At 63.2% G+C, this 22921-nt stretch carries 21 protein-coding genes and 1 tRNA gene; 11 read left to right on the forward strand and 11 right to left on the reverse strand.

What is annotated here, in order from left to right; genetic code table 11:
- Positions 1–17: 17 nt before the first annotated feature.
- Positions 18–629: a hypothetical protein gene (locus FJ490_RS04585; protein WP_140521797.1), complete on the reverse strand. Its 612-nt coding sequence runs from the start codon at positions 627–629 to the stop codon at positions 18–20.
- A gap of 285 nt (positions 630–914) precedes the next feature.
- On the opposite strand from FJ490_RS04585, the gene FJ490_RS04590 reads away from it, so the two are divergent.
- A complete protein-coding gene (locus FJ490_RS04590) occupies positions 915–1199 on the forward strand; it encodes a helix-turn-helix transcriptional regulator (RefSeq protein ID WP_140521799.1) in 285 nt (94 codons plus the stop codon).
- 138 nt (positions 1200–1337) lie between these two features.
- Positions 1338–1799 (forward strand): YbaK/EbsC family protein, encoded by a 462-nt coding sequence (locus FJ490_RS04595; protein ID WP_140521801.1) that lies wholly within the window; start codon positions 1338–1340, stop codon positions 1797–1799.
- Between the two features lie 46 nt (positions 1800–1845).
- Here FJ490_RS04595 and FJ490_RS04600 read toward each other — a convergent pair.
- Positions 1846–1922, reverse strand: a tRNA-Pro gene (locus FJ490_RS04600).
- A gap of 389 nt (positions 1923–2311) precedes the next feature.
- Here FJ490_RS04600 and FJ490_RS04605 point away from each other — a divergent pair.
- The 3 genes from FJ490_RS04605 to FJ490_RS04615 all read left to right on the forward strand — a co-directional run bounded on the left by FJ490_RS04605 (position 2312) and on the right by FJ490_RS04615 (position 4962).
- Positions 2312–3709, forward strand: a complete 1398-nt coding sequence (locus FJ490_RS04605; protein WP_140521803.1) for a cytochrome B6 — start codon at positions 2312–2314, stop codon at positions 3707–3709.
- Between the two features lie 23 nt (positions 3710–3732).
- On the forward strand, positions 3733–4335 hold the full coding sequence (locus tag FJ490_RS04610) for a DUF4142 domain-containing protein (protein WP_140521805.1): 603 nt from the start codon (positions 3733–3735) through the stop codon (positions 4333–4335).
- A 117-nt stretch (positions 4336–4452) separates the two neighbouring features.
- Positions 4453–4962, forward strand: coding sequence for a DUF892 family protein (locus FJ490_RS04615; RefSeq protein ID WP_140493990.1), 510 nt, complete (start codon positions 4453–4455; stop codon positions 4960–4962).
- A gap of 80 nt (positions 4963–5042) precedes the next feature.
- On the opposite strand, the gene FJ490_RS04620 is transcribed toward FJ490_RS04615, so the two are convergent.
- The 4 genes from FJ490_RS04620 to FJ490_RS04635 form a co-directional block, all read right to left on the reverse strand.
- Entirely contained in the window at positions 5043–6317 is a 1275-nt protein-coding gene (locus FJ490_RS04620; RefSeq protein WP_140656111.1) for an O-antigen ligase family protein, read from the reverse strand.
- Positions 6314–7849 carry an undecaprenyl-phosphate glucose phosphotransferase gene (locus FJ490_RS04625; RefSeq protein WP_140493986.1) on the reverse strand — a complete coding sequence of 512 codons (1536 nt, stop codon included), beginning with the start codon at positions 7847–7849 and terminating at the stop codon, positions 6314–6316. Before FJ490_RS04625 ends, FJ490_RS04620 begins: the two co-directional genes overlap by 4 nt.
- Positions 7850–7942: 93 nt before the next feature.
- Positions 7943–9073, reverse strand: coding sequence for a glycosyltransferase family 4 protein (locus FJ490_RS04630; protein ID WP_140560586.1), 1131 nt, complete (start codon positions 9071–9073; stop codon positions 7943–7945).
- Between the two features lie 9 nt (positions 9074–9082).
- Positions 9083–9646: a polysaccharide biosynthesis/export family protein gene (locus tag FJ490_RS04635; RefSeq protein ID WP_140493982.1), complete on the reverse strand. Its 564-nt coding sequence runs from the start codon at positions 9644–9646 to the stop codon at positions 9083–9085.
- Between the two features lie 253 nt (positions 9647–9899).
- On the opposite strand from FJ490_RS04635, the gene FJ490_RS04640 reads away from it, so the two are divergent.
- On the forward strand, positions 9900–12149 hold the full coding sequence (locus FJ490_RS04640) for an exopolysaccharide transport family protein (protein ID WP_140560587.1): 2250 nt from the start codon (positions 9900–9902) through the stop codon (positions 12147–12149).
- A 46-nt stretch (positions 12150–12195) separates the two neighbouring features.
- Here the strand turns inward: FJ490_RS04640 and FJ490_RS04645 are convergent, their stop codons facing one another.
- The gene (locus tag FJ490_RS04645) at positions 12196–13422 is read right to left on the reverse strand and encodes a GNAT family N-acetyltransferase (RefSeq protein WP_140728263.1); all 1227 of its coding nucleotides are present in this window, start codon (positions 13420–13422) and stop codon (positions 12196–12198) included.
- A gap of 88 nt (positions 13423–13510) precedes the next feature.
- Here FJ490_RS04645 and FJ490_RS04650 point away from each other — a divergent pair, with 88 nt between their 5' ends.
- Complete coding sequence (locus FJ490_RS04650; RefSeq protein ID WP_140521815.1) at positions 13511–14569, forward strand: polysaccharide deacetylase family protein; 1059 nt, start codon at positions 13511–13513, stop codon at positions 14567–14569.
- Between the two features lie 17 nt (positions 14570–14586).
- On the opposite strand, the gene FJ490_RS04655 is transcribed toward FJ490_RS04650, so the two are convergent.
- On the reverse strand, positions 14587–14802 hold the full coding sequence (locus tag FJ490_RS04655) for a DUF2842 domain-containing protein (RefSeq protein ID WP_140522178.1): 216 nt from the start codon (positions 14800–14802) through the stop codon (positions 14587–14589).
- A 183-nt stretch (positions 14803–14985) separates the two neighbouring features.
- On the opposite strand from FJ490_RS04655, the gene FJ490_RS04660 reads away from it, so the two are divergent.
- The gene (locus tag FJ490_RS04660) at positions 14986–16074 is read left to right on the forward strand and encodes a COX15/CtaA family protein (protein WP_140515730.1); all 1089 of its coding nucleotides are present in this window, start codon (positions 14986–14988) and stop codon (positions 16072–16074) included.
- Positions 16075–16156: 82 nt separating this feature from the next.
- Here the strand turns inward: FJ490_RS04660 and FJ490_RS04665 are convergent, their stop codons facing one another.
- The 3 genes from FJ490_RS04665 to speB are packed head-to-tail and all read right to left on the reverse strand — an operon-like array spanning position 16157 to position 18959.
- Positions 16157–16999 carry an aminoglycoside phosphotransferase family protein gene (locus FJ490_RS04665; RefSeq protein WP_210239458.1) on the reverse strand — a complete coding sequence of 281 codons (843 nt, stop codon included), beginning with the start codon at positions 16997–16999 and terminating at the stop codon, positions 16157–16159.
- Entirely contained in the window at positions 16996–17922 is a 927-nt protein-coding gene (gene argC / locus FJ490_RS04670) for an N-acetyl-gamma-glutamyl-phosphate reductase (protein ID WP_140493968.1), read from the reverse strand. The genes FJ490_RS04665 and argC overlap by 4 nt, the downstream gene beginning before the upstream one ends.
- A gap of 29 nt (positions 17923–17951) precedes the next feature.
- Complete coding sequence (gene speB, locus FJ490_RS04675; protein WP_140728264.1) at positions 17952–18959, reverse strand: agmatinase; 1008 nt, start codon at positions 18957–18959, stop codon at positions 17952–17954.
- A 123-nt stretch (positions 18960–19082) separates the two neighbouring features.
- Here speB and FJ490_RS04680 point away from each other — a divergent pair, with 123 nt between their 5' ends.
- The 3 genes from FJ490_RS04680 to FJ490_RS04690 all read left to right on the forward strand — a co-directional run bounded on the left by FJ490_RS04680 (position 19083) and on the right by FJ490_RS04690 (position 22916).
- Positions 19083–20291 (forward strand): acyltransferase, encoded by a 1209-nt coding sequence (locus FJ490_RS04680; protein ID WP_140493964.1) that lies wholly within the window; start codon positions 19083–19085, stop codon positions 20289–20291.
- A gap of 96 nt (positions 20292–20387) precedes the next feature.
- A complete protein-coding gene (locus FJ490_RS04685) occupies positions 20388–21446 on the forward strand; it encodes a glycerophosphodiester phosphodiesterase family protein (RefSeq protein WP_140515740.1) in 1059 nt (352 codons plus the stop codon).
- An 81-nt stretch (positions 21447–21527) separates the two neighbouring features.
- Positions 21528–22916, forward strand: a complete 1389-nt coding sequence (locus FJ490_RS04690; RefSeq protein ID WP_224619368.1) for an MFS transporter — start codon at positions 21528–21530, stop codon at positions 22914–22916.
- The last annotated feature ends 5 nt before the right edge of the window (positions 22917–22921 follow it).

Raw genomic sequence — 22921 nt, forward strand, 5'->3', positions numbered from 1 at the left:
CCGCAGACGCAACCGGCTTACATGGGCGGGACCACGCCATTGTTGCCGACCACGACGCGGTTGGCACTCAGCGTGCCGTCGGCGCCGCGCGTCGCGGTGACCACGACGGGCGCGCCGGGCTTGAGATCGCCCGGCGTGGCCGGCGCGAAGGTGACGACCGGCGTCTTGTCGGGGATTGAGATCTTCTTTGTCTGGCCGTTGTCATAGGTCAGCGTCACCGCGCGGCCATTCACGTCGGTCACGTCGGCGACGGTGCCGTTGGTCATGCGGCTGTTGGGCTTGAGGTCCCAGGCGCGGTCGCCTTCGCCCGTGCCTTTCAAGGCTGCGGGAAACACCACGACCTCAAGCGCGCCGCTGCCGCCATCGGCCTTCGACAGGGATGCTATGCCGAGGAAATCGCCGAGCTTGATGTCCTTTACCGACGCGCCCGCGACGCCCGATATCTTCCATCCGGCAGCGAGCTTGATCTTATCCATGCCACCCTGGCGGTTTTTCACCGTCAGCTGGGATTGGTCGGAACTGGCCACGACGCCGCGCACCCGCACCGTGTCTGCCGCCGGCGCGCTGGTTGCAGCAAGGCCAAGGCTGGAAAGCGTGCCGAGCACGATCATGATTGTCCGCAATTTCATCGCATCGATCCTTTCAGGAAAATGACAGCCGCGCCGGCAACGTCTTGGGTTTCGCGCCGGCGCAATTGAACCAACGAACGGGGTCGTAAAAATCATCGAGGGACGAGGTGATCAGGTGTTCAAAAGAACTTGATCGAGAGCGGTTGCGAGCGGCGTCCGCCAGGCATGGTTCACGATGCTGTGACGGCCAGTTTGTGACTTGGCAAATCACCCGCAAGCGGGCATGTTCTCGCCGTCTCAGGCAACACCATTTTCATCAAACTCTTTCAGCCAACGGAGTTGCCAATGCCATACAGTGCAAAGCGCGAACCCCTCCCGGAACTGGTTGCCAGCGAAGCCGGGCAAGGCCATAGCGCCCTCAGAACGATTCGGGAAACCAAGGGATACAGTGTCGAGGAGCTTTCCCTGACAACCGGTCTGTCGGTCGACGAAATCGAGGATATCGAGAACGGCAGGACGGCCGATCCGTCGCAACTGCGCCGTATTGCGTCGGCGCTTCGGCTTCCTCAGGAGGCGCTGCTCGGCACGGCCGTGCAGGCGCGGGCCGCGCAAGACCGCCCCGCGCTGTAGCGCCAGTGCCATGCATGTTCGAAAACCCGCCGGGGACCTTGGCGGGTTTTCTGTTTGCCGTGACTGAAGGCTTCGGCACGTGTTTATGGACGCGCCGGCCTAGCTTGCTGCTTCGTCATTTCGATCCGCGGGGTTTCGATGAGCTTGGAATCCGTTCGTGCCTTCTTTGCCAGCAAGGCGCCTGACATCGACGTGATCGTGACTGACGCGAGTTCGGCAACCGTAGCATTGGCTGCGCAGGCGCACGGCGTGTTGCCGGCACAGATCGCAAAGACGATCTGCCTTCGCGTCGGCGAACGCACCATGCTGGTCGTGACCAGCGGCACCGCCAGGCTGGACAATCGCAAGTTCAAGGATCGGTTCGGCAGCAAGCCGCGCATGCTGGAGGCCGCTGAGGTTATCGAGGCAACCAGCCATCCGGTCGGCGGTGTCTGCCCGTTCGGCCTGCCGGCGCCGCTGCCGGTCTATTGCGACGTGTCGCTGCGCGGTTTCGAAGAGGTGGTGCCCGCCGCCGGCGCCACCAACGCGGCGGTGCGCATCGCACCGCAACGCATGGCTGATCTCACCGGCGCCGAATGGGTCGATGTGTGCCAGGGGTAGATGGCGATAGATGAGACGGACTTTGGGGGTAAGTCCTTGTTTAAAATGGTCGGAGTGGCCGGATTCGAACCGACGACCCCTTGACCCCCAGTCAAGTGCGCTACCGGGCTGCGCTACACTCCGGACCGCGCAAAGCCATATATATTCGAGGCTTGGCGCGCAAGCGCTAAAACCGCCTCCGGAAGCAGAACCAACCATCGCCGATAAATCGCGTCAAACCTGACCGGAAGTCCCACGGGCGTTCGCGGGTCGCTCCGTGGACCATGCCATGAGCAAGGCTTCCTTCAGGGTAAATGCCTCCACCTGTCGGGGCTCTCTTGGCCGGGAATTGCTTTCCAAACGTGGCGTCGCCGTTCGAGGCGGGGAAGATGTCGCCCTGCATTCAGAGATGACGGGCCCGGCGATGGCTCAATCCGGTGGCGGAAATAAATTCCCTTTCGCCAACTCCCGCCTTGGAACAAACCGCCCCCGGTCCGGTTTGGCAACCGTCCGGGGAACTTAGGAGGGACGAAATGACCGGCAAACTCCATATCGGCCTTCCGTGCGCGATCATCGTCGCGGCGGCCAGCATCAGTGCGTTCTCGGATCCGCTGCCTCCTGACATCACCTATCGGCCATTGCCGAGCCAGCCCTTTTCCGCGGTGAAAGCCGATGACGAGGCGCAGAAGCCTGGCGTGATGGAGCGTCAGAAGAAGCTTTTGGAGCAACGTTATGATCTGGCTGACCGTCCGATACCGGGCGTGATGATGACCAACGGCAAGAAGCCGGTCCAGGGTGGCGTCAGGGTCAAGCTGGCGGGTGGCTCGACCTGGGACAGGCTAAGCTCGATGAGCCCCGGCGATATTCGTGACCAGGGTCTTCTGCCGGCTGGCTTCCTGCCGCTACCTCATGTCAAGCAGGCTGCCGGAGGCCAAGTGTTTCCCGAGAAGGAAATCCGCGAGATCGGCCGCCAGGAAGGCCGTGATCTGCGCCGCTTCGACGTCGATTTCGATCTTCCCGATCACCTGACGCCCGAATTCCCGCCACCGATTTTCCTGACCACCCACCCTGAACTCGGCGATGTCTCGCGCGGCGAACTGCTTACCATCCGCAATTACTACGAGATCATGAACGGCATCATCACCCCAGTACAGATGGAAGGTTTGCGGCTTCTGCTGACGCCATTCCCGCAGGAAGAGTTCAATCAGACCGAGGACCGCAAGGTCGCTGGCCAGAGCATGGGTGTCGCCTGCCTTGATTGCCATTCCAATTTCAACACTAACGCCGCCTTCCATCAGACACCCGACATCAGGCCGCAGGCGGCGCGCTTCCGTCTCGACACCACCAGTCTGCGCGGCCTCTTCAACCAGCAGATACATGGATCGAAGCGCTCATTGCGGTCCGTGGAGGATTTCACCGAATTCGAGCAGCGCACCGCGTATTTCAATGGCGATCATGTCAGTGCCACCCGCAAGGGCGTCAACCTGCCTGACCGCCCGAACCAGGTGGCGATGATGGCACAGATGCAAAACATCATCGATTTCCCGCCGGCGCCTAAGCTCGATCCGTTTGGCCGCCTCGATCCGGCACTGGCGTCAGCAGAGGAATTGAAAGGGGAAGCGGTGTTCATGGGCAAGGGCCGCTGCTCCCAATGCCACAATCCCCAGACGTCCTTCATGGACAACAACATGCACGATCTGAAGCTCGATCGTTTCTACAAGCCAGGACAGACCGTCAACGACATGGTCGAGCTTCCCGACGGTCCGATCAAGACGTTCACGCTGCGCGGCATCAAGGACACGCCGCCCTATTTGCATGACGGCCGCCTGATGACGCTCGCCGACACGGTCGAGTTCTTCAATCTGGTGCTGGGCACCAAACTCGACCAATCGGAAAAGGACGCGCTGGTCGCCTATCTGCTCGTGCTCTGAGAAAGCTTCCCGAGGAGGTTCGCATGCGTCTACTCGCAACTGTCGTGGGGCTTGCGCTTCTGCCTGCCGCCACCGCCTTCGCCCAGTTCGGCAATCCGGCTGGCATGGCGCCGGACACGATGAAGGAATCTCCCGGCAAGCCAATGCCTCACCAAACCAACTATCAGGACCGGCTGTTCGCGCAGCTTACCGCTGCTGGCGGTCTGGCCGAGGTCCGCTTCGGCGAGCTTGCCGGAAAATCCGAAAATGCCGCGGTGAAAGACTTTGCCCGCAGGATGGTTGACGACCACCAGAGGGCGAACGACAGGCTGAAGTCGCTCGCCGAAGCGGCCAAGATGCCGCTTCCGCCTGGGCTGGATGCCGAGCACGAGGAGATGCGTACCAGGCTGGAAAAGCTTACAGGCGTCGAATTCGATCTGGCTTACATCAGCGGCCAGATCGTCGAGCATCAGAAGACTGTGCAACTCCTTGAATGGGAGATCGGCTCCGGCCAGGATCCGGATGTCCAGCATTTCGCCTCGGATATCCTGCCGGCCGTACTTGAGCATCTGCGAATGGCGCGGGATATCCGCAGCAAGCTGGTGAACCCGGCATTGGCCGATGCCTCGGGCCAGAGCAAGAAGTGACCGTCGCGTCGGCGGCCAATCCGCGCGTCGACAGCCCTCTGGCCGAGCCTGCCATAGCCCGGGCGGAGCCATCCTCTCCGCTCGCGGTTTGGGCGAGCAACCCAAAGGGAGAGCTTCATGACACAATCGCGCGACTGGTTGATACAGTGGCTGAGAGACGCTCACGCCATGGAGGAGCAGGCCGAGACGATGCTCTCCGGGCAACTGTCACGCCTCGAAAGCTATCCGGAACTCGGCGACCGCATCCGTCAGCATCTCGACGAGACGCGGCAGCAGGCCTCGCGCCTCAAAAGCTGTCTTGACCGGATCGGAGAGGGATCCTCCGCGATGAAAGACGCAGGCGGCAAGCTCACCGCCATGGCCCAGTCGATCAGCGGCGTGTTTGCCGGCGACGAGGTGATGAAGGGCTCGCTCGCCAGCTATACTTTCGAGCATATGGAGATTGCCTCCTACACGATGCTCATCGCCGCGGCCAACGCCGAAGGGGAGGCCGAGGTGGCGCGTGTGTCTGAGCAGAATCTGCGCGAAGAGGAGGCGATGGCGGATTGGCTCAAGAGCCATCTCGCCGAGACGACGCAGATGTTCCTGTCTCGCGCCGCGGCCGACAGCGATGCCGCAAAACGATAATCGGGCCTGTCATCGCGTCGAATTTCGCCGGCCATGATCGTGCGACAGCGGCAGCGCGCGCTGCCTGTCGGCGGCGGCGACTATCGAGCCGATAGCGCTCCGCGGTCACGTGAAGCTTTCGGCATCGCCAGCCGTAATTGCCGCTGATGACGGTGTTCCAGCGCGATCGCGCCCCAGACCAATCCGAGCAGCAGATAGACGTGGCGCCAATGGTCGATGTCGATGAAGGTGCCGAGCCCGACATTGCCGATGAAGGCGACATAGGCGCACAGGAGATAGGGCTGCCATGGCCGGTCGCGCAGCAGGATGCGGAATCCGGCACATATCGTCCAGAGGACAAGCGTCAGGAACGATACGAAGCCGAGCCAGCCATAATCCATCAGCATCTTCAGCCAGATGTCGTGGGTGTCCTCGCCGAAGATGGTGCCGAACACCAGAGGCCCGATGCCGAACGGGTGCTCCATCGCCATTTGGAAGCCGATTGCATAGCGGGCGAAGCGGCCGAGGCGGGCGGTGTCGTAGCTCTGTTCGAGATGGGCACGGTTGGAGAACATTTCCGCCACGCCCGGCAGCTGCAGGATGACGATCATGGCGATCGTCAGCAGCGACAATGCCGCGATGGTCATCACCACCACGCGCAGCCGGAACATGCCGCTGTTGCTCTGCAGGAACAGGCAGCCGGTAAGCAGAACGGCAGAGACGGCAAACATGCCCCAGGCGCCGCGCGAGAAGGAGAAGAAGATGCCTGATGTGATGATGAGCAGCGGCACCGCCAGCAGCGGCATGCGCGAGACCGGCCCGGTCAGCAGCAGATAGAGCAGATAGATGCCGGGCAGAACCAGGAACGGCCCGAACACGTTCGGGTCCTGGAAGGCGCCTGCGGCGCGGTCGTATTTGGTGAACATCTCCGCGCCCGGGAAGGCATGGAAATACCCTGCTATGCCGAGCAGCGAAGTCATCACCGCGGATACGACATAGGCAATGAAGATCAGCCGGTAGAGGCTCGGCTGCGTGGCGGTGACCGATGCGAAGAAGACCGCGCTGAAGGCGAGAAACAGCGACACTGCAAGGTAGAGCGGCGTGTTGGCGAGGTCTGACATCTGCGTCATGGCGATCATGCCGCCGATATTCATCGTCACCAGAAGCACCAGCAGCGGCGCGGCCGCGTGCGAAATCCTCAAACCGAAAAGCGCCCAGATGGCGATCAGGCCGGCCATGTAGATCTCGTAAGGAGCCGGCTCGCTGATGACGAAGCCGGAAAGCAGGATGCCGAGCCCGACCGCGCCCGAGGAAATCAGCGCGATCAGCTTCGCATTGACCGCCGCGCGCGGCAGGTCATGGGTGACCGCGCTCAATAGGCGTTTTCCGTGTTGAGCAGCCGAATCGGCGTCAGGAACAGGATCCGCAGGTCGAACAGCATCGACCAGTTCTCGATATAATAGAGGTCGTATTCCGTCCGCATGCGGATCTTCTCGTTGGTGTCCATCTCGCCGCGCCAGCCATTGATCTGCGCCCAGCCGGTAACGCCGGGCTTGACCTTGTGGCGCGCGAAATAGCCGTCGACCACTTCGTTGTAGAGCAGGTTGTGCGACTGCGCGGCAATCGCGTGCGGCCGCGGGCCGACCAGCGACAGCGAACCCAGCAGCGAATTGAAGAACTGCGGCAGCTCGTCGATCGAGGTCTTGCGGATGAAGCGGCCGACGCGGGTAACGCGCGGGTCGTTCTTGGTGACCGTCTGTCTGGCGGTCGGGTCCGACCGGTCGGCATACATCGAGCGGAATTTGTAGACTTCGATCACCTCATTGTTGAAACCATGCCGCTTCTGGCGAAACAGCACCGGTCCCTTGCTGTCGAGCTTGATGGCGATAGCGGTCGCCAGCATCACCGGTGAGAACACGACGATGCCGATCAGGCTGAAAACGATGTCGAAGGCGCGCTTGGCCACCGAATCCCAGTCGTTGATCGGCTTGTCGAAGATGTCGAGCATCGGCACCGAGCCGATGTAGGAATAGGCGCGTGGACGAAACTGCAGCGCGTTCGAATGCGCCGACAGCCGGATGTCGACCGGCAGCACCCACAGTTTCTTCAGCAATTGCAGCACGCGCGACTCGGCGGTCAGCGGCAGCGACACGATCAGCATGTCGATGCGGGCGATGCGGGCGAATTCGATCAGCTCCGAGATTGTGCCGAGCTTGGGATAGCCGGCGACGATAGGCGGCGAGCGTTTGTCGCTGCGATCGTCGAAAATGCCGCAAATGCGGATGTCGTTGTAGGGCTGCCTCTCGACCGAGCGGATCAGGACCTCCGCTGCCTTGCCGCCGCCGACGATGACGGCGCGCCGCTCCATGTGGCCGTCGCGCGCCCAGCGCCGGATCAGCTTCGACATCACCAGCCGCAGGCCGAAGATGAGAATAAAACCGACGGCGAACCAGGTGCCGAACAGCAATCGTGAATAGTTTTCAGATATCTTCATCACGAATGCCGTCAGCGCCATGAGGGCGAACGTGCCGGCCCAGACCAGCAGCAAACGTCCAAAATTGGCGATCGGCCGCATGAGCGAGACGATCTGGTAGCAATCGGTGACGTCGAGCAGCACCACTGCAAGGAACGACGCGGCGGCGATCGTCAGCGGATATTGCCAGGCGAAATAGTTGAAGAAGCCGACAAAGTAGAAATAGACGCCGAGGCCGGAAAGGAACAGCACTGCGAACTCGACCATCCGCAGGACGCCGCTGACCATGATCGGCGACATCGTATCGCGCCGGTATTGCGAGGCGACCTGACGGGCGACATCATTCATGCCGCCCGGCATGCCGCCATCGGTCGGGGTGTCGAGTTTGCGCACAGCCTCTGCCGAAAAGCGGTGCACGGGATCGATCTCGTTCATGGGATTTCCGCAAGCTTCCCCCAGGCAATAGCAAAAGAGAGCTAAGAAACCCTTGAAACAACGCGTGGCTTTGGAAGGGCTTGGGCCGGTGGTTTATTTGGCCAGCGCCGCGAAATACGCTTTCTCGATCTCGGCAGCCATGACATCGGCTCCGAAGCGTGCCTCCAGATCGGCGCGATCGGGCATCAGTTTTCGATAGGCGGCGGGATCGGCCAGCGCTTCGGCGATCTTGTCGGCAAGCTGCAACGGATCAGGTCTGATCAGGGCAGGGGAATCGGCGCCGAAGATCTCCGGTATGCCGCCAACGGCCGTGGCGATCATCGGTTTTCCCGCCGCCAGCGTCTCGAGCACGACATACGGCAATGCTTCGGCGCGCGAAGGAACGACGACCAGCGCGCCCAGCGCAAAGGCATCCCTGGCCGGCATCGGCGGCAGGAAACGCACATTGCCGTCAAGCCCGAGCCGCCTCACTTGCGCGCGGTACCGAGGCAGGTTGTCGCCGTCGCCCACCATGACCGCGCCCAGCGGGCGTCCGAGCCGTGTCCCCGCAAGGGCCAGCGCGTCGATGAAGATGTCGGGTCCCTTGAGGTCACGCATCATGCCGATGTAGAGCAGGTCCACCATTCCGGGCTTCTCCGGAACGGGGTCGAACTCAGCCGCGCGCAGGCCATTGTAGATCAGCGCGTTCGGAATGGGCGCCTCGCCGACCTTCCTGCGATAGGTGCGTCGCTCATAGTCCGAGACGAACAGCAGACAGTCGGTGAAGTGAGCCATGGATCGCTCGAGCGCGAAGAACAGCTTTCCCGTGAACGTGCTCTCGTCATAGTGGAGAGAACCGCCATGCGGCGAATAAAGGCGGGCTACGCGAGACCTTGATACCCGCAACAGTGAGCCGAACAGACGGGCATAGGCGCCACCCTTGGCGCCGTGCCCGTGCAGCACGTCCGGCCGCAATTCCTTGATGATTCCGTAGGTGCGCGAGGCCGAGGCGAGATCGCCCAGTCCGACATGGCGCTGCATCGGCGTGCGATGGATGCCGAGCGCCAGCATGGCCTTCATCCGCTCGAACAGGCGCTCCTCGTATTCCCCGCCTGTGGTCGAATCGCACACGATGCCGACCGAATGGCCGGCGGCGACCTGAGCTTCCGCGAGGTCCCGCACATGCCGAAAGATCCCGCCGACAGGTGAACGAAAGCAATGGACGATCCTGAGTTTGTCCGCCACGTGTGTTCGTCAGAACAGACGTTCACGCACATAGACAGTATCTCCGGGCAGCAGCGGGTCTGACGTGACAACCCGGCCGGTCATCACCTTGCCGTTGATATCTCGGGTGATGTCGACGCTTTCCTGGTTGGCGCGCGGCGTGAAGCCGCCGGCAATGGCGACGGCTTTCTGAACGGTGAGGCCGGGCACATAGGAATACTGGCCGGCGGCGCCCACTTCGCCCATGACGAAGATAGGCCTGTAGCGGTCGATCTCGACGGAAACATCGGGATCGCGCAGATAGCCTTGGCGCAGTTTGTCGGCGATTTCCTTTTCCATCTGCTGGGCGGTGTGGCCGCGGGCCGGCACGGCGCCGACCAGCGGGAAGGAGAGATATCCGGACTGGTCGACACTATAGGTGTTGGTCAGCCCGTCCTGCTCGAACACGGTGACGCGGACGCGGTCACCGGCGCCCAGGCGATAGGGTTGATCGAGCACCTCGTGGAAGGCGGCCGGCGTCGGCCGGTAGCTGGAGCAGCCAGCAAGCATCGACACGGCAAGCAGCGCGCGAAAGAGGGAAGCAGTGCTTTTCATGACAGGACACATACCTTCGACTGGCCGCTGCGGCGTCGCAGCAAACATCTGAGAGCGCGTCCGTTATCGTCCTGTTAGGGTTAATGGCCGGTAAAGGGCGCGATCGATACGGCATCGATCGGCAGGAGTTTTATAACTTTGACGGTTTTGCTTGGCGCCTGCCAGTAAGTCCTGACGGAAGCTTCCTGTGATCTTAACGGCTGAGTTACCATAGTTGTTTACGGTGCATGCGATCCGTATCGGAGTAGGATGCATGTCCGTTCAGTCCACGGCCGCAGACGTTGACGTCGATCTCAGGCAGCTCTTCGCCAGCCTGGCGAGGAACTGGCTGCGAATATTGGTCGTCTCCCTGGTGGTTACCGGGTTGGCGTTTGCGCTCGCTTCGCTGGCAACCAAGCACTACAAGGCCCAGACGCAGGTTCAGATCGATACGCGTGAATCCGTCTACACGCGCCCGGCCGGCAGCAATGACAGCGACAAGCCTATCCTCGATGAGCAAGGCGTCGCCACCCAGGTCCAGATCATTTCGTCCAACGAAATCCTCAAGCAGGTAGCGCAGAAGCTTGATCTGTCGCGATTGCACGAATTCGACGAAACTGTCGATATGTCGCCTCTCAACCGCCTGCTGATCCTGGTGGGGTTGAAGAACGATCCCATGGATATTCCGGTCGACGAACGCGTCCTGAAGAAGATGCGCGAGAAGCTCAACGTCTATGGCGTCGAAAAGACGCGTATCATCGCCATCGAGTTCTCCTCGGAAGATCCCAAGCTCGCGGCTGCTATCCCCGATGCCATTGCTGCCGCCTACATTGCCGGGCAGGGCGCGGCCAAGCTCGAATCCAACACCGCCGCGGCGGACTTCCTGGCTCCCGAGATCGCCGATCTGCAGAAGCAGGTCAGGGATGCCGAGGCCAAGGTCGCCGCCTATCGCGCCCAGTCGGACCTTCTGGTGGGCGGCAACAATTCTGTGCTCGCCACCCAACAACTGGCCGAACTGTCGACCGAATTGTCGCGGGTGCGGGCCAACCGCGCCGCCGCCGAAGGCACCGCCGACAGCGTGCGCAAGGCGCTGCAGAATGGCGGCTCGCTGGATTCGCTGCCCGAGGTGCTGTCATCCGATCTGATCCAGCGCTTGCGCGAACGGCAGGTCGAACTGCGCGCCAACATCGCCGACCTGTCGACGACGCTGCTCGACAATCATCCGCGCATCCGCGCGGCAAAATCGCAGCTAGCCGATCTCGACGCGCAGATCCGCAGTGAAGCTCAAAAGGTGATGAAGGGCCTGGCGATGCAGGCCGATGCCGCCAAGTCACGTGAGAGCCAGCTCGTCGCCGACGTCAACACGCTGAAGGCGGCTTCCGCGGAGGCAGGCGAACAGCAGGTCGGTCTCGATGCGCTGCAGCGTGACGCTGCCGCCAAGCGCCAGCAGCTCGAACTTTACCTGACCAACTACCGCGAGGCGGCTTCGCGCCAGGATCGCAATTACGTGCCGGTCGACGCGCGTGTCATCTCGAAGGCCGTAGTGCCTTCCGAGGCCTACTTCCCCAAGATCGGGCCGATCGTCGGTGCTGCTTTTGCCGCCTCGCTTTTGCTCATGTCGGTGTTCACGCTGCTGCGCGAACTCTTTTCCGGCCGCGCCATGCGCCCGGCCAGCGGCGCTCGCTTCGAGCCGATCGACGAGGTGGCGATGCCGGTCGCGGCCAGGGAAACGACGATCATTCCAGAGTCCGGGCCTGAGCACCACGCTGAGAAAGCGGTGGAACCGGAGATGATGGTGGAACCGGATCTGCCCTCGCCGGCGGAATCTGTCATAGAGGTCGAACCCGCCGCCGGCGCACCGGTCGCCGAAACCGTCCCTGTTGCCGAGGCCGTCCCGGTCGCCAAAACCAGGCCACGTTCGGTGCTGGGCGAGATCGACGTTGAAAAAGCGGCGGAAAAGCTGATCGCAAGCGGCGCCGCGCGCGCCATCTTCGTGTCGCCCGAAGGTGACGAGGCGGCCGCGTCCGCGATCCTGGTGGCGCGTGAGGTCTCCGACGCCGGCCTGCGCGTGCTGCTGCTCGACCTCACGGCTTCCGGCGCCGCCTCGCGACCGATGCTCGACAGCGGACTGTTCCCGGGCATCACCAATCTGCTCGCGTCGCAGGCGCAGTTCAGCGAAGTCATCCACCCCGACCTCTATTCCGACTGCCATGTCATTCCTGTCGGCACCGCCGATCCGGTTCGCGCCATGCGCGCCGCCGACCGGCTGCCGATCATCATGCAATCGCTGACCACCGCCTATGACCTGGTGGTGGTCGAATGCGGTCCCGCCGACGCCCAAGGCATCAGCCGTCTGGGTGGCGATGCGACCGAGGTGTTCCTCTCCATGCTGGAGCCGGATGATGAGGTGACGCAGGCCGCCGTCAAGCTTATCGAGAATGGCTATCCGGAGTTGACGCTGGTGACCCCGCTCGGCCACGAACCGCCGGGCACCCCGGTGCCAGGAAGGCGCTCGGCGGCTTGAGTCCGATGAGCGGCGCTTGTGGTCATCACGTTGGAAGGTGGGCGGGTTAGCTACCGTCCTCGGCGGGCGCCGGCGCCTGGCCAGCGGCCTTGCGACGCAGCAGCTTGGTCAGCTTCCAGATCGTCGGACTGTTCTTGACGACGGCTTTCAGCCTGGCGCTTTGCCGCAGCCCCAGCGCCAGTGCGCGGCCTTTCGACGTCAGCGGAACCAGCACCTCGAAGTGCTGCGTTTCGATATCGCACCATAAACGCTTGTACGGCTCGTCGCCGACCGAGAAATCATAGACGTCGAAACCCGCCTCGCAGGCTTCCTGGATATTGTCGAAGAACAGGAAGTCGCCGGGGCTGGTGTGGGCGAGGTCATCCTCGGCGATCGCGCCGAACTCGCAGATCAGCCGTTTGCCCGAGCGGCTCGATCCGGTCACGGCGCGAAGCTTGCCGGCGACCTCGAGCCCGTGCAGCACGAAGGAGGGCTTATCCTCGGCAAGCGCCTCGGTGAACAGAGCACGGAAGAACGCGCGCACTTGATTGTCGCCGAAGACGTTGGCGATGCCCATCCTGCGGAAGCGGGATTCCTTCATCTCGAAAAAGCCGTCGAGCAGCCGGCCGACCTCGTCCACGGTCCGCGCCTCGATGCGCCGATGGCTGCCGATGGCCTCGAACTTGCGCGTCTGCGAGCGGTGCTTCTTGCGTTTGCGCTTTCCGTTTGCGCGAGAGAGCAGTGCATCGAAACCGCCGACCAGGTCGACGGCGAGCGACAGGTTCGGGCTGTCGAAATAATCGAACGAGGCGAGTGGGTTGGCTACGCCATCGAGGTCGGGCAGCAGGCGTTCGAAGGCGACGAGATCGATGTCGGGGCGAGCCTCGGCTATGGCCGCCAGGGTCGAACGAATAGCCGCACTGTCCGCCCTGGCAAGCCATTGCGGGTCGGCGGCGACGAAATTGCCATTGGCGTGGCGGCCACCCATGAAGCGGGCAACACGGAATGGCCCATGGCCGACGACCTCCAGCGCCAGTGCGAAAACCGGTCTGCCTTCGCAATTCAGCATCGCCACGACCGGGTCCGGCTCGACCTGCGCGGCCCAGTTGCGGATCCAAACCGCGCTCTGCGCCGGCGCGAACACGGCGGAGCGGCAGAACGCGGCATAGGCCGCGAGCCCATCGGCGGAAGCGGTGGAAACCGACAGCCCAGCCGGCTCTATCGGCGGCACACCGGGCGGGGCTTCGATTGCCGCCAGGCGATTGCCGTCAAATGACGCGGCCGCGTCAACCATACCTCAATCCTTAGGGCGTATTGCTGCCGATTTGGGGGCGCTCAGGCGTATCCGTGCTTGGTTCAGCCTAGGCGCAAAAGGTGAAGGAATGATCGACGGCGGGGAGGCAATCCGAAAGCTGGCGCTCAACGTCGCCCGCTATACCGGCCTCGCACCGCTGGCCAAACCGCTGGTCGGCGGTATTGGCGCCATCCTCATGCTGCACCGCGTTACGGCAAAGCCCGAAAAGCCCGACAGCGTCAACCGTCATCTCAACATTGCGCCCGGCTTCCTCGACGCCATGATCGCCGGCCTGAAGGCGGATGGCTACGCCTTCGTCTCGATGGACGAGGCGGTGGAGCGTATCGCGGCGCGCGGCAAGGGCGGCCAGTTCGCCGCCATCACCGCCGACGACGCCTATCGCGACAACATGACCGAGGCCTTGCCGGTGCTGGAAAAGCACGGCGCGCCGATCACCATCTATGTGGCTCCGGGGCTTATCAACGGCACTGCGGATCTGTGGTGGGACGTGGTCGAGGATCTCGTCAACGCGGGCGATCGCCTGACCCTGACGACGTCCGAAGGGAAAACGACGATCGACTGCACCAGCCCGGCCAAAAAGCTCCAGGCCATCGCACGGCTGCACACCTATCTCACCAGCGAGGTTCGCGAGGAGGACCTGCGCGCCGTGCTGCGCGAACTGGCGCATGCGAACGGCGTCGACGCCGGCCGGCCGCGCGTCGACACGCTGATGACTTGGTCGGAGATCCGCGCGATCGCAGCGCATCCGCTCGTAACGATCGGTGCTCATACGATCAACCACAGCAATCTGAAGCGGCTTTCAGAAGCCGACGCGCGGCACGAAATCGTCGGGGTGAAGTCCATCCTGCGAGCCGAGCTGGGCGAGGAGCCGCGCCATTTCGCCTATCCCTACGGCTATGCCAGCGCCGTCGGCTGCCGCGAAGTGGGCTTTGTCCGCGATGCCGGCTACACCTCGGCCGTGACCACCCGTCATGGCGTGCTGCGCGCCGAACACGCCGGCTTCCTGCACGCATTGCCGCGCATCTCGGTCAACGGCCGTTATCAGAACCTCGCCCACATCCGCACCATGCTGTCTGGCGTGACGACGCCGCTCGCCAATGCCGGAAAGATGGTGGTCACCATCTGAGGCCGGCCGGCAACGGTTCAGCGCTTGGGCCGAGGCTCCAGCATCAGCCATTTGATGATGCCCATCGCCGGCAGCACCCAGAGCAGGCCGCTTAGCAGGAAGAACAGGAAATGCGTCCACGGGCCCGCCTCGGACAGCCGGGCGACCGCGAAGATCGATGCGACCAGCGCATAGATGATGACAAGCGCCACCAGCAGGAACATTCCGATCAGCTTTTTCAGGCGCACGGGCATGGTTGGCCTCCAGGAGCCGGGGTAAAGTGCGGCCCAGCTCAATGTGTCGGCTTCGCCATAGGCCTTGACGCGAAGCTGTGCAACCCGACAGACGCGGCGCGACGGCGTGCCGCGCCGCCCGGTCTTGCATGCGGGAATGCGATGGTCCACCAATCCGCGACTTCAACCTGCCGGGATAAATCCATGGCCGCCATTACTGCCGCGCCTTACGAGGCGCGTGACCGCGATCTGCACAACCGCGCGCTGGTGCGCGGCTGGCTCTACGTCGTGCTTCTGGTGCTGTTCGCGCTGGTGCTGGTCGGCGGCGCCACAAGGCTCACCGAGTCCGGCCTGTCGATCACCGAGTGGCAGCCGATCCACGGCGTCATCCCGCCGCTCAACGACGCCGAATGGCAAGAGGAATTCCAGCGTTATCAGCAGATCCCGCAATATGCCGAGCTCAACAAGGGCATGAGCATCGAGGCATTCAAGTCGATCTTCTGGTGGGAGTGGGCGCATCGTCTCCTGGCGCGCAGCGTCGGCCTGGTCTTCGCCTTGCCGCTGCTGTTCTTCTGGGCGGCGCGCCGCATCGAGCGCGGACTGGGGCCGAAGCTGGTCGGCATCCTGCTTCTCGGCGGTCTGCAGGGCGCCATCGGCTGGTGGATGGTTGCCTCCGGTCTGGTCGACCGCGTCTCGGTCAGCCAGTACCGGCTCGCCACCCATTTGACGCTTGCCGCGCTGATCTTCACGGCGACCATGGTCGTCGCGCGCGGCTTGGCGCCGCATTCGGAACCTGCGGCCGATCGTTCGACCCAGAAACTGGCTGGTTTCATAGTGCTTCTGGCGCTGATCCAGATCTATCTCGGCGGTCTGGTCGCCGGGCTCCACGCTGGCCTGAGCTACAACACCTGGCCGCTGATGGACGGCAAGATCATTCCCGGCGATCTGCTGATCCTGGAGCCGGCATGGCGCAATTTCTTCGAAAGCCCCAAGACGGTGCAGTTCGTGCACCGGATCGGCGCCTACACGGTGTTCGTCGTCGCCCTGTGGCACATGATCGCCACGCGTCGCCGTCTGCCCGGTTCAACGCATGCTCGTCGCGCGACGCTGTTGTTTGCCCTGGTGCTGGTGCAGGCCTCCGTCGGCATCGGCACGCTGTTGATGCATGTGCCGCTGCACATGGCGCTGACCCACCAGGGATTCGCGTTGATCGTGCTGGGGTTCGCCGCCGCGCATTGGCGCGGCACCAAGGGCGCATATCCCTTGCCCCACGAGATCGCCCTCGGACGCTGAGTCTCTCCGGTCACATCCAGAACGTTCGACTGCGCCATCGTCTTGTCGCCGTCGAATTCCGCCTGACGCAAGGCGGCACGGATCAGAAGCCGAGCCGTACCGTTCGGATCGCTGCTGCGACCGACAGTTCGCGGTTCTCCTCGATCGCGTTGTCGTCCTCATGGTGCCAGGAAGCCGACAGGCAGCCATAGGCGATGGCGTGATCCAGTATTGCCGCCGGCGTCTGGCTCAGCGTTCGCGCAAAAACTTCAGCCATCCCGGCAATCCGTGGGGGATCGAGACAAAGGTCGTCGCGATCAAGAGGATTGTAGAACATGTTCGCGGCATCGAATCCCGGGTCGCCGAGAACGCCCTTCGGATCTATCGCCAGCCAGCCGCGTGCTCCGTGCATGATGTTGTCGTGATGGAGGTCGCCATGCAGCGGCCTGATATCATGCGGACCACCCAGCAGCCGGTCGGCGATTTCCGCCGCTTCGACATAAAGGCTGTTCCGGCCAACGACACGGTCGGCCTCCGCTTTCTTGAACAGGCTGGAAAATCGTTCCCGAAGCGGCTGCAGGTCGGGCGGAGCGGGGTGATCCGATGGCGAAAACAGCTTTGCCATCACCTCCGCCGCGATTTCCGTGGCGGCCAAATCTCCCTGCTCGGCAAGAACATGCGACAGCATGGTCTCCCCGGCATATTCGAGCAACATGGAATGCCCGTCGCGGCCCAGCAGCCGCACGGCGCCTTCGCCGCGCCGCCAGGCAAGGAAATGCTCGCCGCGCAACTCGTCTGCGACGTCATCGAATGGCTTCAGCGCCTTGACGATCGCCGGCGAGCCGTCCTCGCGCCGCACCTTCCAGATGCGGCTCGAAAAGGTCTCGGCGATGAGCTCGGGCGCGCTGATCTTCCAACGGTCCGGAAATGCCGGTGCCGCCATCAGAGGCCGAGCATCAGGTCCATGTTCTGTACGGCAGCCCCCGATGCCCCTTTGCCGAGATTGTCGTAAACGGCGAGCAGCAGGGCCTGCGCGCGCTTGTCATTGGCAAAGACGTAGAGCTTCATTCGGTTGGTGCCATTGTAGATTTCCGGATCGATCTCCGGAATGCGCTCCACATGCGCATAGGGCGCCACTTCGACCACGCCGCCCTTGATGGCGGCGAAATGGTCGGCGATGGCTGCATGGAGTTCCGCACCGGTCGGCACATGGTCGAGGCCACCGAGCTGCAGCGGCACCACCGTGATCATGCCTTGCGCGAAATTGCCCACCGCTGGCTGCATGATCGGATCGTGCGACAGTTTCGCATAGGCCCTGAGCTCCGGCACGTGCTTGTGCTGGAGGGTGAGCCCGTAGGGCAGGAATTCAGAGGCGTCCTCGCCCTTGGCGACATAGTCCTCGATCATCGGGCGGCCGCCGCCCGAATAACCCGAGATGCCGTTGACTGTGACCGGGAAATCCGCAGGCAGCAGGCCGGCGGCGACCAGCGGCCGCAGCGTCGCGATCGGTCCCTGCGGCCAGCAGCCGGGATTGGCGACGCGTTTCGCCGCCCCGATCTTCTTCGCCTGCTCCTTGTCCATCTCGGCAAAGCCATATTCCCAGCCTTGCGCTACGCGATGCGCGGTCGAAGCATCGATGACCCTGGTGGTCTCGTTGGAGATCAGCGACACGCTCTCCTTCGCCGCATCGTCCGGCAGGCACAGGATCGCAACGTCGGCGGCATTGAGGAATTCGGCTCGCGCCGCCGTTTCCTTGCGGCGCTCGGCGGGAATTGAAATGATCTCCAGGTCGCCGCGCTCGGCAAGCAGCGCCCGGATTTGGAGACCGGTGGTGCCGTGCTCGCCGTCGATGAAGATTTTCGGTTTCATTGGCTGATCAAATTCCCTGATATCGAAAACTATATGCCGTTGCCTTGGTTCACCGCGGCACCGTTGTGGCTGCCGTTGTTCAGCTCTTCGAGCCGTGCTTTCCGCTCGGCCAGCAGGCCGAGATACTGCATGGCGATCATCGAGCCGGCAATCGCCGTTATATCGGCGTGATCGTAGGCCGGCGCAACCTCCACGACATCGGCCCCGACAATATCGATCTGGTTGAGCTGGCGCAGCGTCGACAGGATCTTTGCAGAGGACGGCCCGCCGGCGACCGGCGTGCCGGTGCCGGGTGCATAGGCGGGATCAAGGCAGTCGATATCAAAGGTGAGATAGGTCTTCTTGCCGCCCGTCCTGTCGACGATGGCGTAGGCGATGTCGGATGCACGCATCTCCTCGATCTCGTGACCGTAGAGGATCTTGATGCCGAACGTGTCGGGCGCTTGGGTGCGGATGCCGATCTGGATCGAGCGGTCGGGATCGATAATGCCTTCCTTGACCGCGCGGCCGACGAAGGATCCATGGTCGATGCGTTTGCCGTCATCCTCCCAGGTATCCTGGTGCGCATCGAACTGCACCAGAGCGAGCGGGCCATGGATTGCGGCATGTGCCTTGAGCAGGGGCCAGGTGACGAAATGGTCGCCGCCCAGCGACAGCAGGAAGGCACCTGACTTCAGGATCTTGGCCGCCTCGCGTTCGATCGTCCCCGGCGTCTTCTGGTGGTTGCCGGTATCAAGCAGACAATCGCCATAGTCGACCACCGCGAGGTGCTCGAACAGATCGCGCGAAAAGGGATATTGCGGATCGTTGTCGAGGATTGCCGAGGCGCGGCGGATCGCCTGCGGCCCGAAACGCGCGCCGGGCCGATTGGTGACGGCGGCATCAAAAGGGATGCCCCAAACCACAGCGTCCGCGCCCTTCACATCCTTCGTGTATTTGCGTCGCATGAACGACAGCGCGCCGGCATAGGTCGGCTCCAGCGAAGCGCCCGTCTTCGAGCGGGCTGTGAAGGCATGGTCGATGTTCTTGTTCGCCATTACGGATCCTTGGTTTTCATCGGGGTGCAACAACTACAGAACCGGCACGCAACATGCCAGTCACAGCTTGGGGAAACGAAACGGCGCGGGCGCGGTGCCGCCGCGAGACAGGATTGTATCATCATGACGCAGACCGCGTTTCTTGATTCTCCCCATGGCGCGGCGTCGATCCAGTCCGGCACGGTGGCGGGTGAGCGGTTCCTGGTTCTCGATTCGTGGCGCGGCATCTGCGCCCTGCTGGTGGCGCTGTTCCACTTCCCGACCGCTTCGACGATCTCGCAAAGCGCCTTTGTCGGTTCGTCCTATCTGTTTGTCGACTTCTTCTTCGTTCTCTCCGGTTTCGTCATCGCCAGCTCCTATGGCTGGCGGCTGAACCAGCCGCGGGAGGTCGCACGCTTTGCGCTGGTGCGCTTCGGCCGCATCTATCCGCTGCACTTTCTCATGCTCGCCGCTTTTGCCGGATTCGAGCTGCTGCGGCTGATGCTGCCTCAGGTGCATGGCGCCGGTGCCGCTCCCTTCACCGGCGGCTTCAGCCTCGAGAGCCTGCTTAGCAATCTGCTGCTGCTCCAGGGGGTCGGCTTCGATGACCAATTGACTTGGAATGCGCCAAGCTGGAGCATTTCGGCGGAGTTCTTCGCCTACCTGTTGTTCGCGGGAGTGGTCTTCACCGCCGGGGCACGCGCCTGGGTGTGGTTCGTCGCCGCCGCCATCACCGCGCCTCTGTTTCTGCTTGGCTTCTCGACCCACCATATGGATGTGTCCTTCGATTTCGGCTTCATACGCTGCCTGTACGGCTTCTCGCTCGGCGCCTTGCTTGCCTCGTTCCAGCATGATTCCATTGCAGGCGCGCGACAGGCGCTTGCCCGGACCGGCCCGTTGCTGAGCTGGACCCTTGCCGAAATCGTCATGGCGGCTGTCATTGTGCTTTTCGTCGCACTGGCGGGCGACAATGATGCCGGGATCGCAGCACCGCTGGTGTTTGCACTGGCATTGTTTCTCTTTGCTCATGAGGGGGGCTGGATCAGTGTCTTTCTGAGAACCCCACTCATTCTGACGCTCGGCGCGCTGTCCTACTCGATCTACATGGTCCACATCTTCGTCCAGGCGCGCATGATCAATGTCGCCGGCCTGGTCGAGCGCAAGCTCGGCCTCGGTCTTGTCGGCGACATCGTCTTGCGCGGAGAGCCGGCGACCGGCTTCGGCGCCGGCTGGGCGGGGGACGTTGCGATCCTCGTCATGCTCCTTGCCACGATAGGTGTCTCCTGGATTACCTGGCGTTTCGTCGAGATGCCTGCGATGGCCTGGTTCCGCCGACTGTCGAAACGCATCTGAGGCGACATATCGCTGGCAACCGCTAGCCGGCTTCGTTCACCTAGACGTCACGGGCATCGCCTATTCCCGGTTCGATCCGGAATGGAGCGATTCTCGATGCGGACCTTCTGGCCGAGCCTTCTGTTTTCCGTCACGCTGGCGGCTTCCGCCAGCCAGTCAATGGCGGGCGAAACCCGTGCGAGGCAGATCCTCGACCGCTTCGAACATGCCAATCAGTGGCGCGACCACGTCATGGTGGTCGCGCATCGCGCCGGCAGCATGCAGGCCGGCAAGACGCTCTATGCGGAAAATTCGCTCGCCGCCGTCGAAGGCTCGATCGCGATCGGCGCCGAGATCGTCGAGGTCGACATCCGGCGCTCGAAGGACGGCGAGTTTGTAGTCATGCATGACAGCTGGCTTGATCGCACCACGACCTGCAAGGGTGAGGTGGTTAAGTACACGCTGGCCGAACTGAAGAGTTGCCGGCTGGTGATCGAAGGCACGGGCGCCGTAACCGACGAGACAGTCTCGACGCTGCGCGAGATGCTGCTGGCGACCCGGGACCAGATCCTCATCAATCTCGACAACAAGCTCGAGGTTGGGGACCTGTCGGGTATGGTCGCGGTGGCGCGAGATCTCGGCATGGCCGACCAGGTCATCGTCAAGGAAAACCTGTGGAACCAGACCAGGATCGCTACGGTGAAGGCTGCCATGGAAGCGGTCGGCGGCGGCTTCCAGTTCATGCCGATCATCGCCGACGACGCAGTGCATGACGCCGGTTTCGCCGCGACGGTCGACCATGCTTTTGCGCCGCGCGCGATCGAGCTGATCAACTGGCGCGCCGGCGCGGAGACGTTGACCGAGACTGGCGGGCCGCTGTTCAGCACGCGCATGCGCGCGGCCGCGGTGAGGGGCGACTGGCACATCTGGGCCGACACCTACGCCATCGTCAACAAGCCGGGCGGCTTCCTTGCCGGCGGCCGGGGCGATGAACTGGCGGTTCAGGCCAGCCTGCCGCGTGAAGCCTGGGGCTTCTGGGCCGATCGCGGCGCCACCATCATCCAGACCGATGAGCCAAAGGCGGCGATAGGCTGGCTGGCGGCAAATGGGTTTCGCGTGCCCTATGCGGAGACGGGCGAACGCGTCGAACCTGCCGCGACCGCCAGCATCAATTGATTTGCCGCGGCTGAAGTTCCGGCCTTGTTGTCGCAGGCCGGCGCCTGCTGACGCAACGGTGTCAGGGGAAACCCGTTATCCATGGGCATGCCCGATACCATCGTTCTCAAGCGCCCTGCCGCCTATGCCGCCACCGTTGCTGCGACCAGCCTCGGCTTCGTCGTCGTGCAGCTTGATGTCTCCATCGTCAACATCGCGCTGAACAGGATCGGTACTGGGCTGTCGATGGGGGTCGGCGGCCTGCAATGGGTCGTCGACGCCTACACGCTTGCCTTCGCCTCGCTGCTGCTCGCCGGCGGCGCCCTCGGCGACAGGGTCGGCGCTCGCCGCGTTTTCGTTGGCGGCATGGCGCTGTTCAGCATTGCTTCGCTGGCTTGCGGCCTGGCTCAGAGTGCCTGGTTGCTGATTGCGGCGCGCGCTGCACAAGGCGCGGGTGCCGCCTTGCTGATGCCGTGTTCGCTGGCACTCCTCAATCGCGCCTACGCGTCCGACAAGGCGCGCCGGGCACGCGCCGTTGGGCTGTGGACGGCGGCGGGCGGCATCGCGCTGTCGGCAGGGCCGGTGCTCGGCGGCTTCATGGTCGCGTCGCTTGGCTGGGCCAGCATCTTTCTGGTCAACCTGCCCATTGGCGCTCTCGCCATCTGGATGGCTTATCGGTTTCTGCAGGAAACGCCGCTCAAGGCCGAGCGGCCGCCGATCGACTGGGTGGGGCAGGGACTTGTCGTGCTGGCGCTGTTTTCGCTGACCGGCGCCTTTATCGAAACCGGTTCATCGGGCTGGACTTCGATGCCGGTCATCGGCGGACTGGTATTGGCGGCGGTGGCCGCAAGCCTGTTCCTGCTGGTCGAGAGCCGGACGAGGGCGCCGATGTTTCCGCTCGGTCTCTTTGCCAGCCGCGTGCCGGCTGTGACGAGCCTTGTCGGACTGGCCGTCAACCTGACGCTCTATGGCACGATCTTCATGCTCAGCCTGTATTTCCAGCAGGAAAGGCATTTTTCTCCCGAGATGACAGGGCTCGCCTTCCTGCCGTTCATGGCGGCGGTCACCCTGTCGAACATTGCCGCCGGGCGCATTGCCGCAAACCATGGCCCACGATTGCCCATGGCGGTTGGCCTGTTCGTCGGAGCAGCCGGTTTCGGACTGATGGCGCTGATCCAGGCCGAAACATCCTACCTGTCGCTGCTGTGGCGCCTGCTGTTCCTGCCGGTCGGCATCGGCCTTGCCGTACCGGCCATGACCACCGCGCTCTTGTCTTCCGTTCCGGCGGAGATGTCGGGAACGGCATCGGGCGTACTCAACACCGTGCGCCAGTCGGGTGGCGCGATCGGGGTGGCGCTGTTCGGGTCCGCCTTGGCGCTGGGCACGATCGATGGCATGCAACTGGCATTCCTGGCCTCGGCGCTCGCGGTGGCCGGCTCGGCACTTTGCGCGTTCCTGTTCATCCGCGACGCCGACCATTCCGCTCAATAGTGATG

This window comes from Mesorhizobium sp. B2-5-11 (assembly GCF_006440835.1).
Lineage (GTDB): Bacteria > Pseudomonadota > Alphaproteobacteria > Rhizobiales > Rhizobiaceae > Mesorhizobium.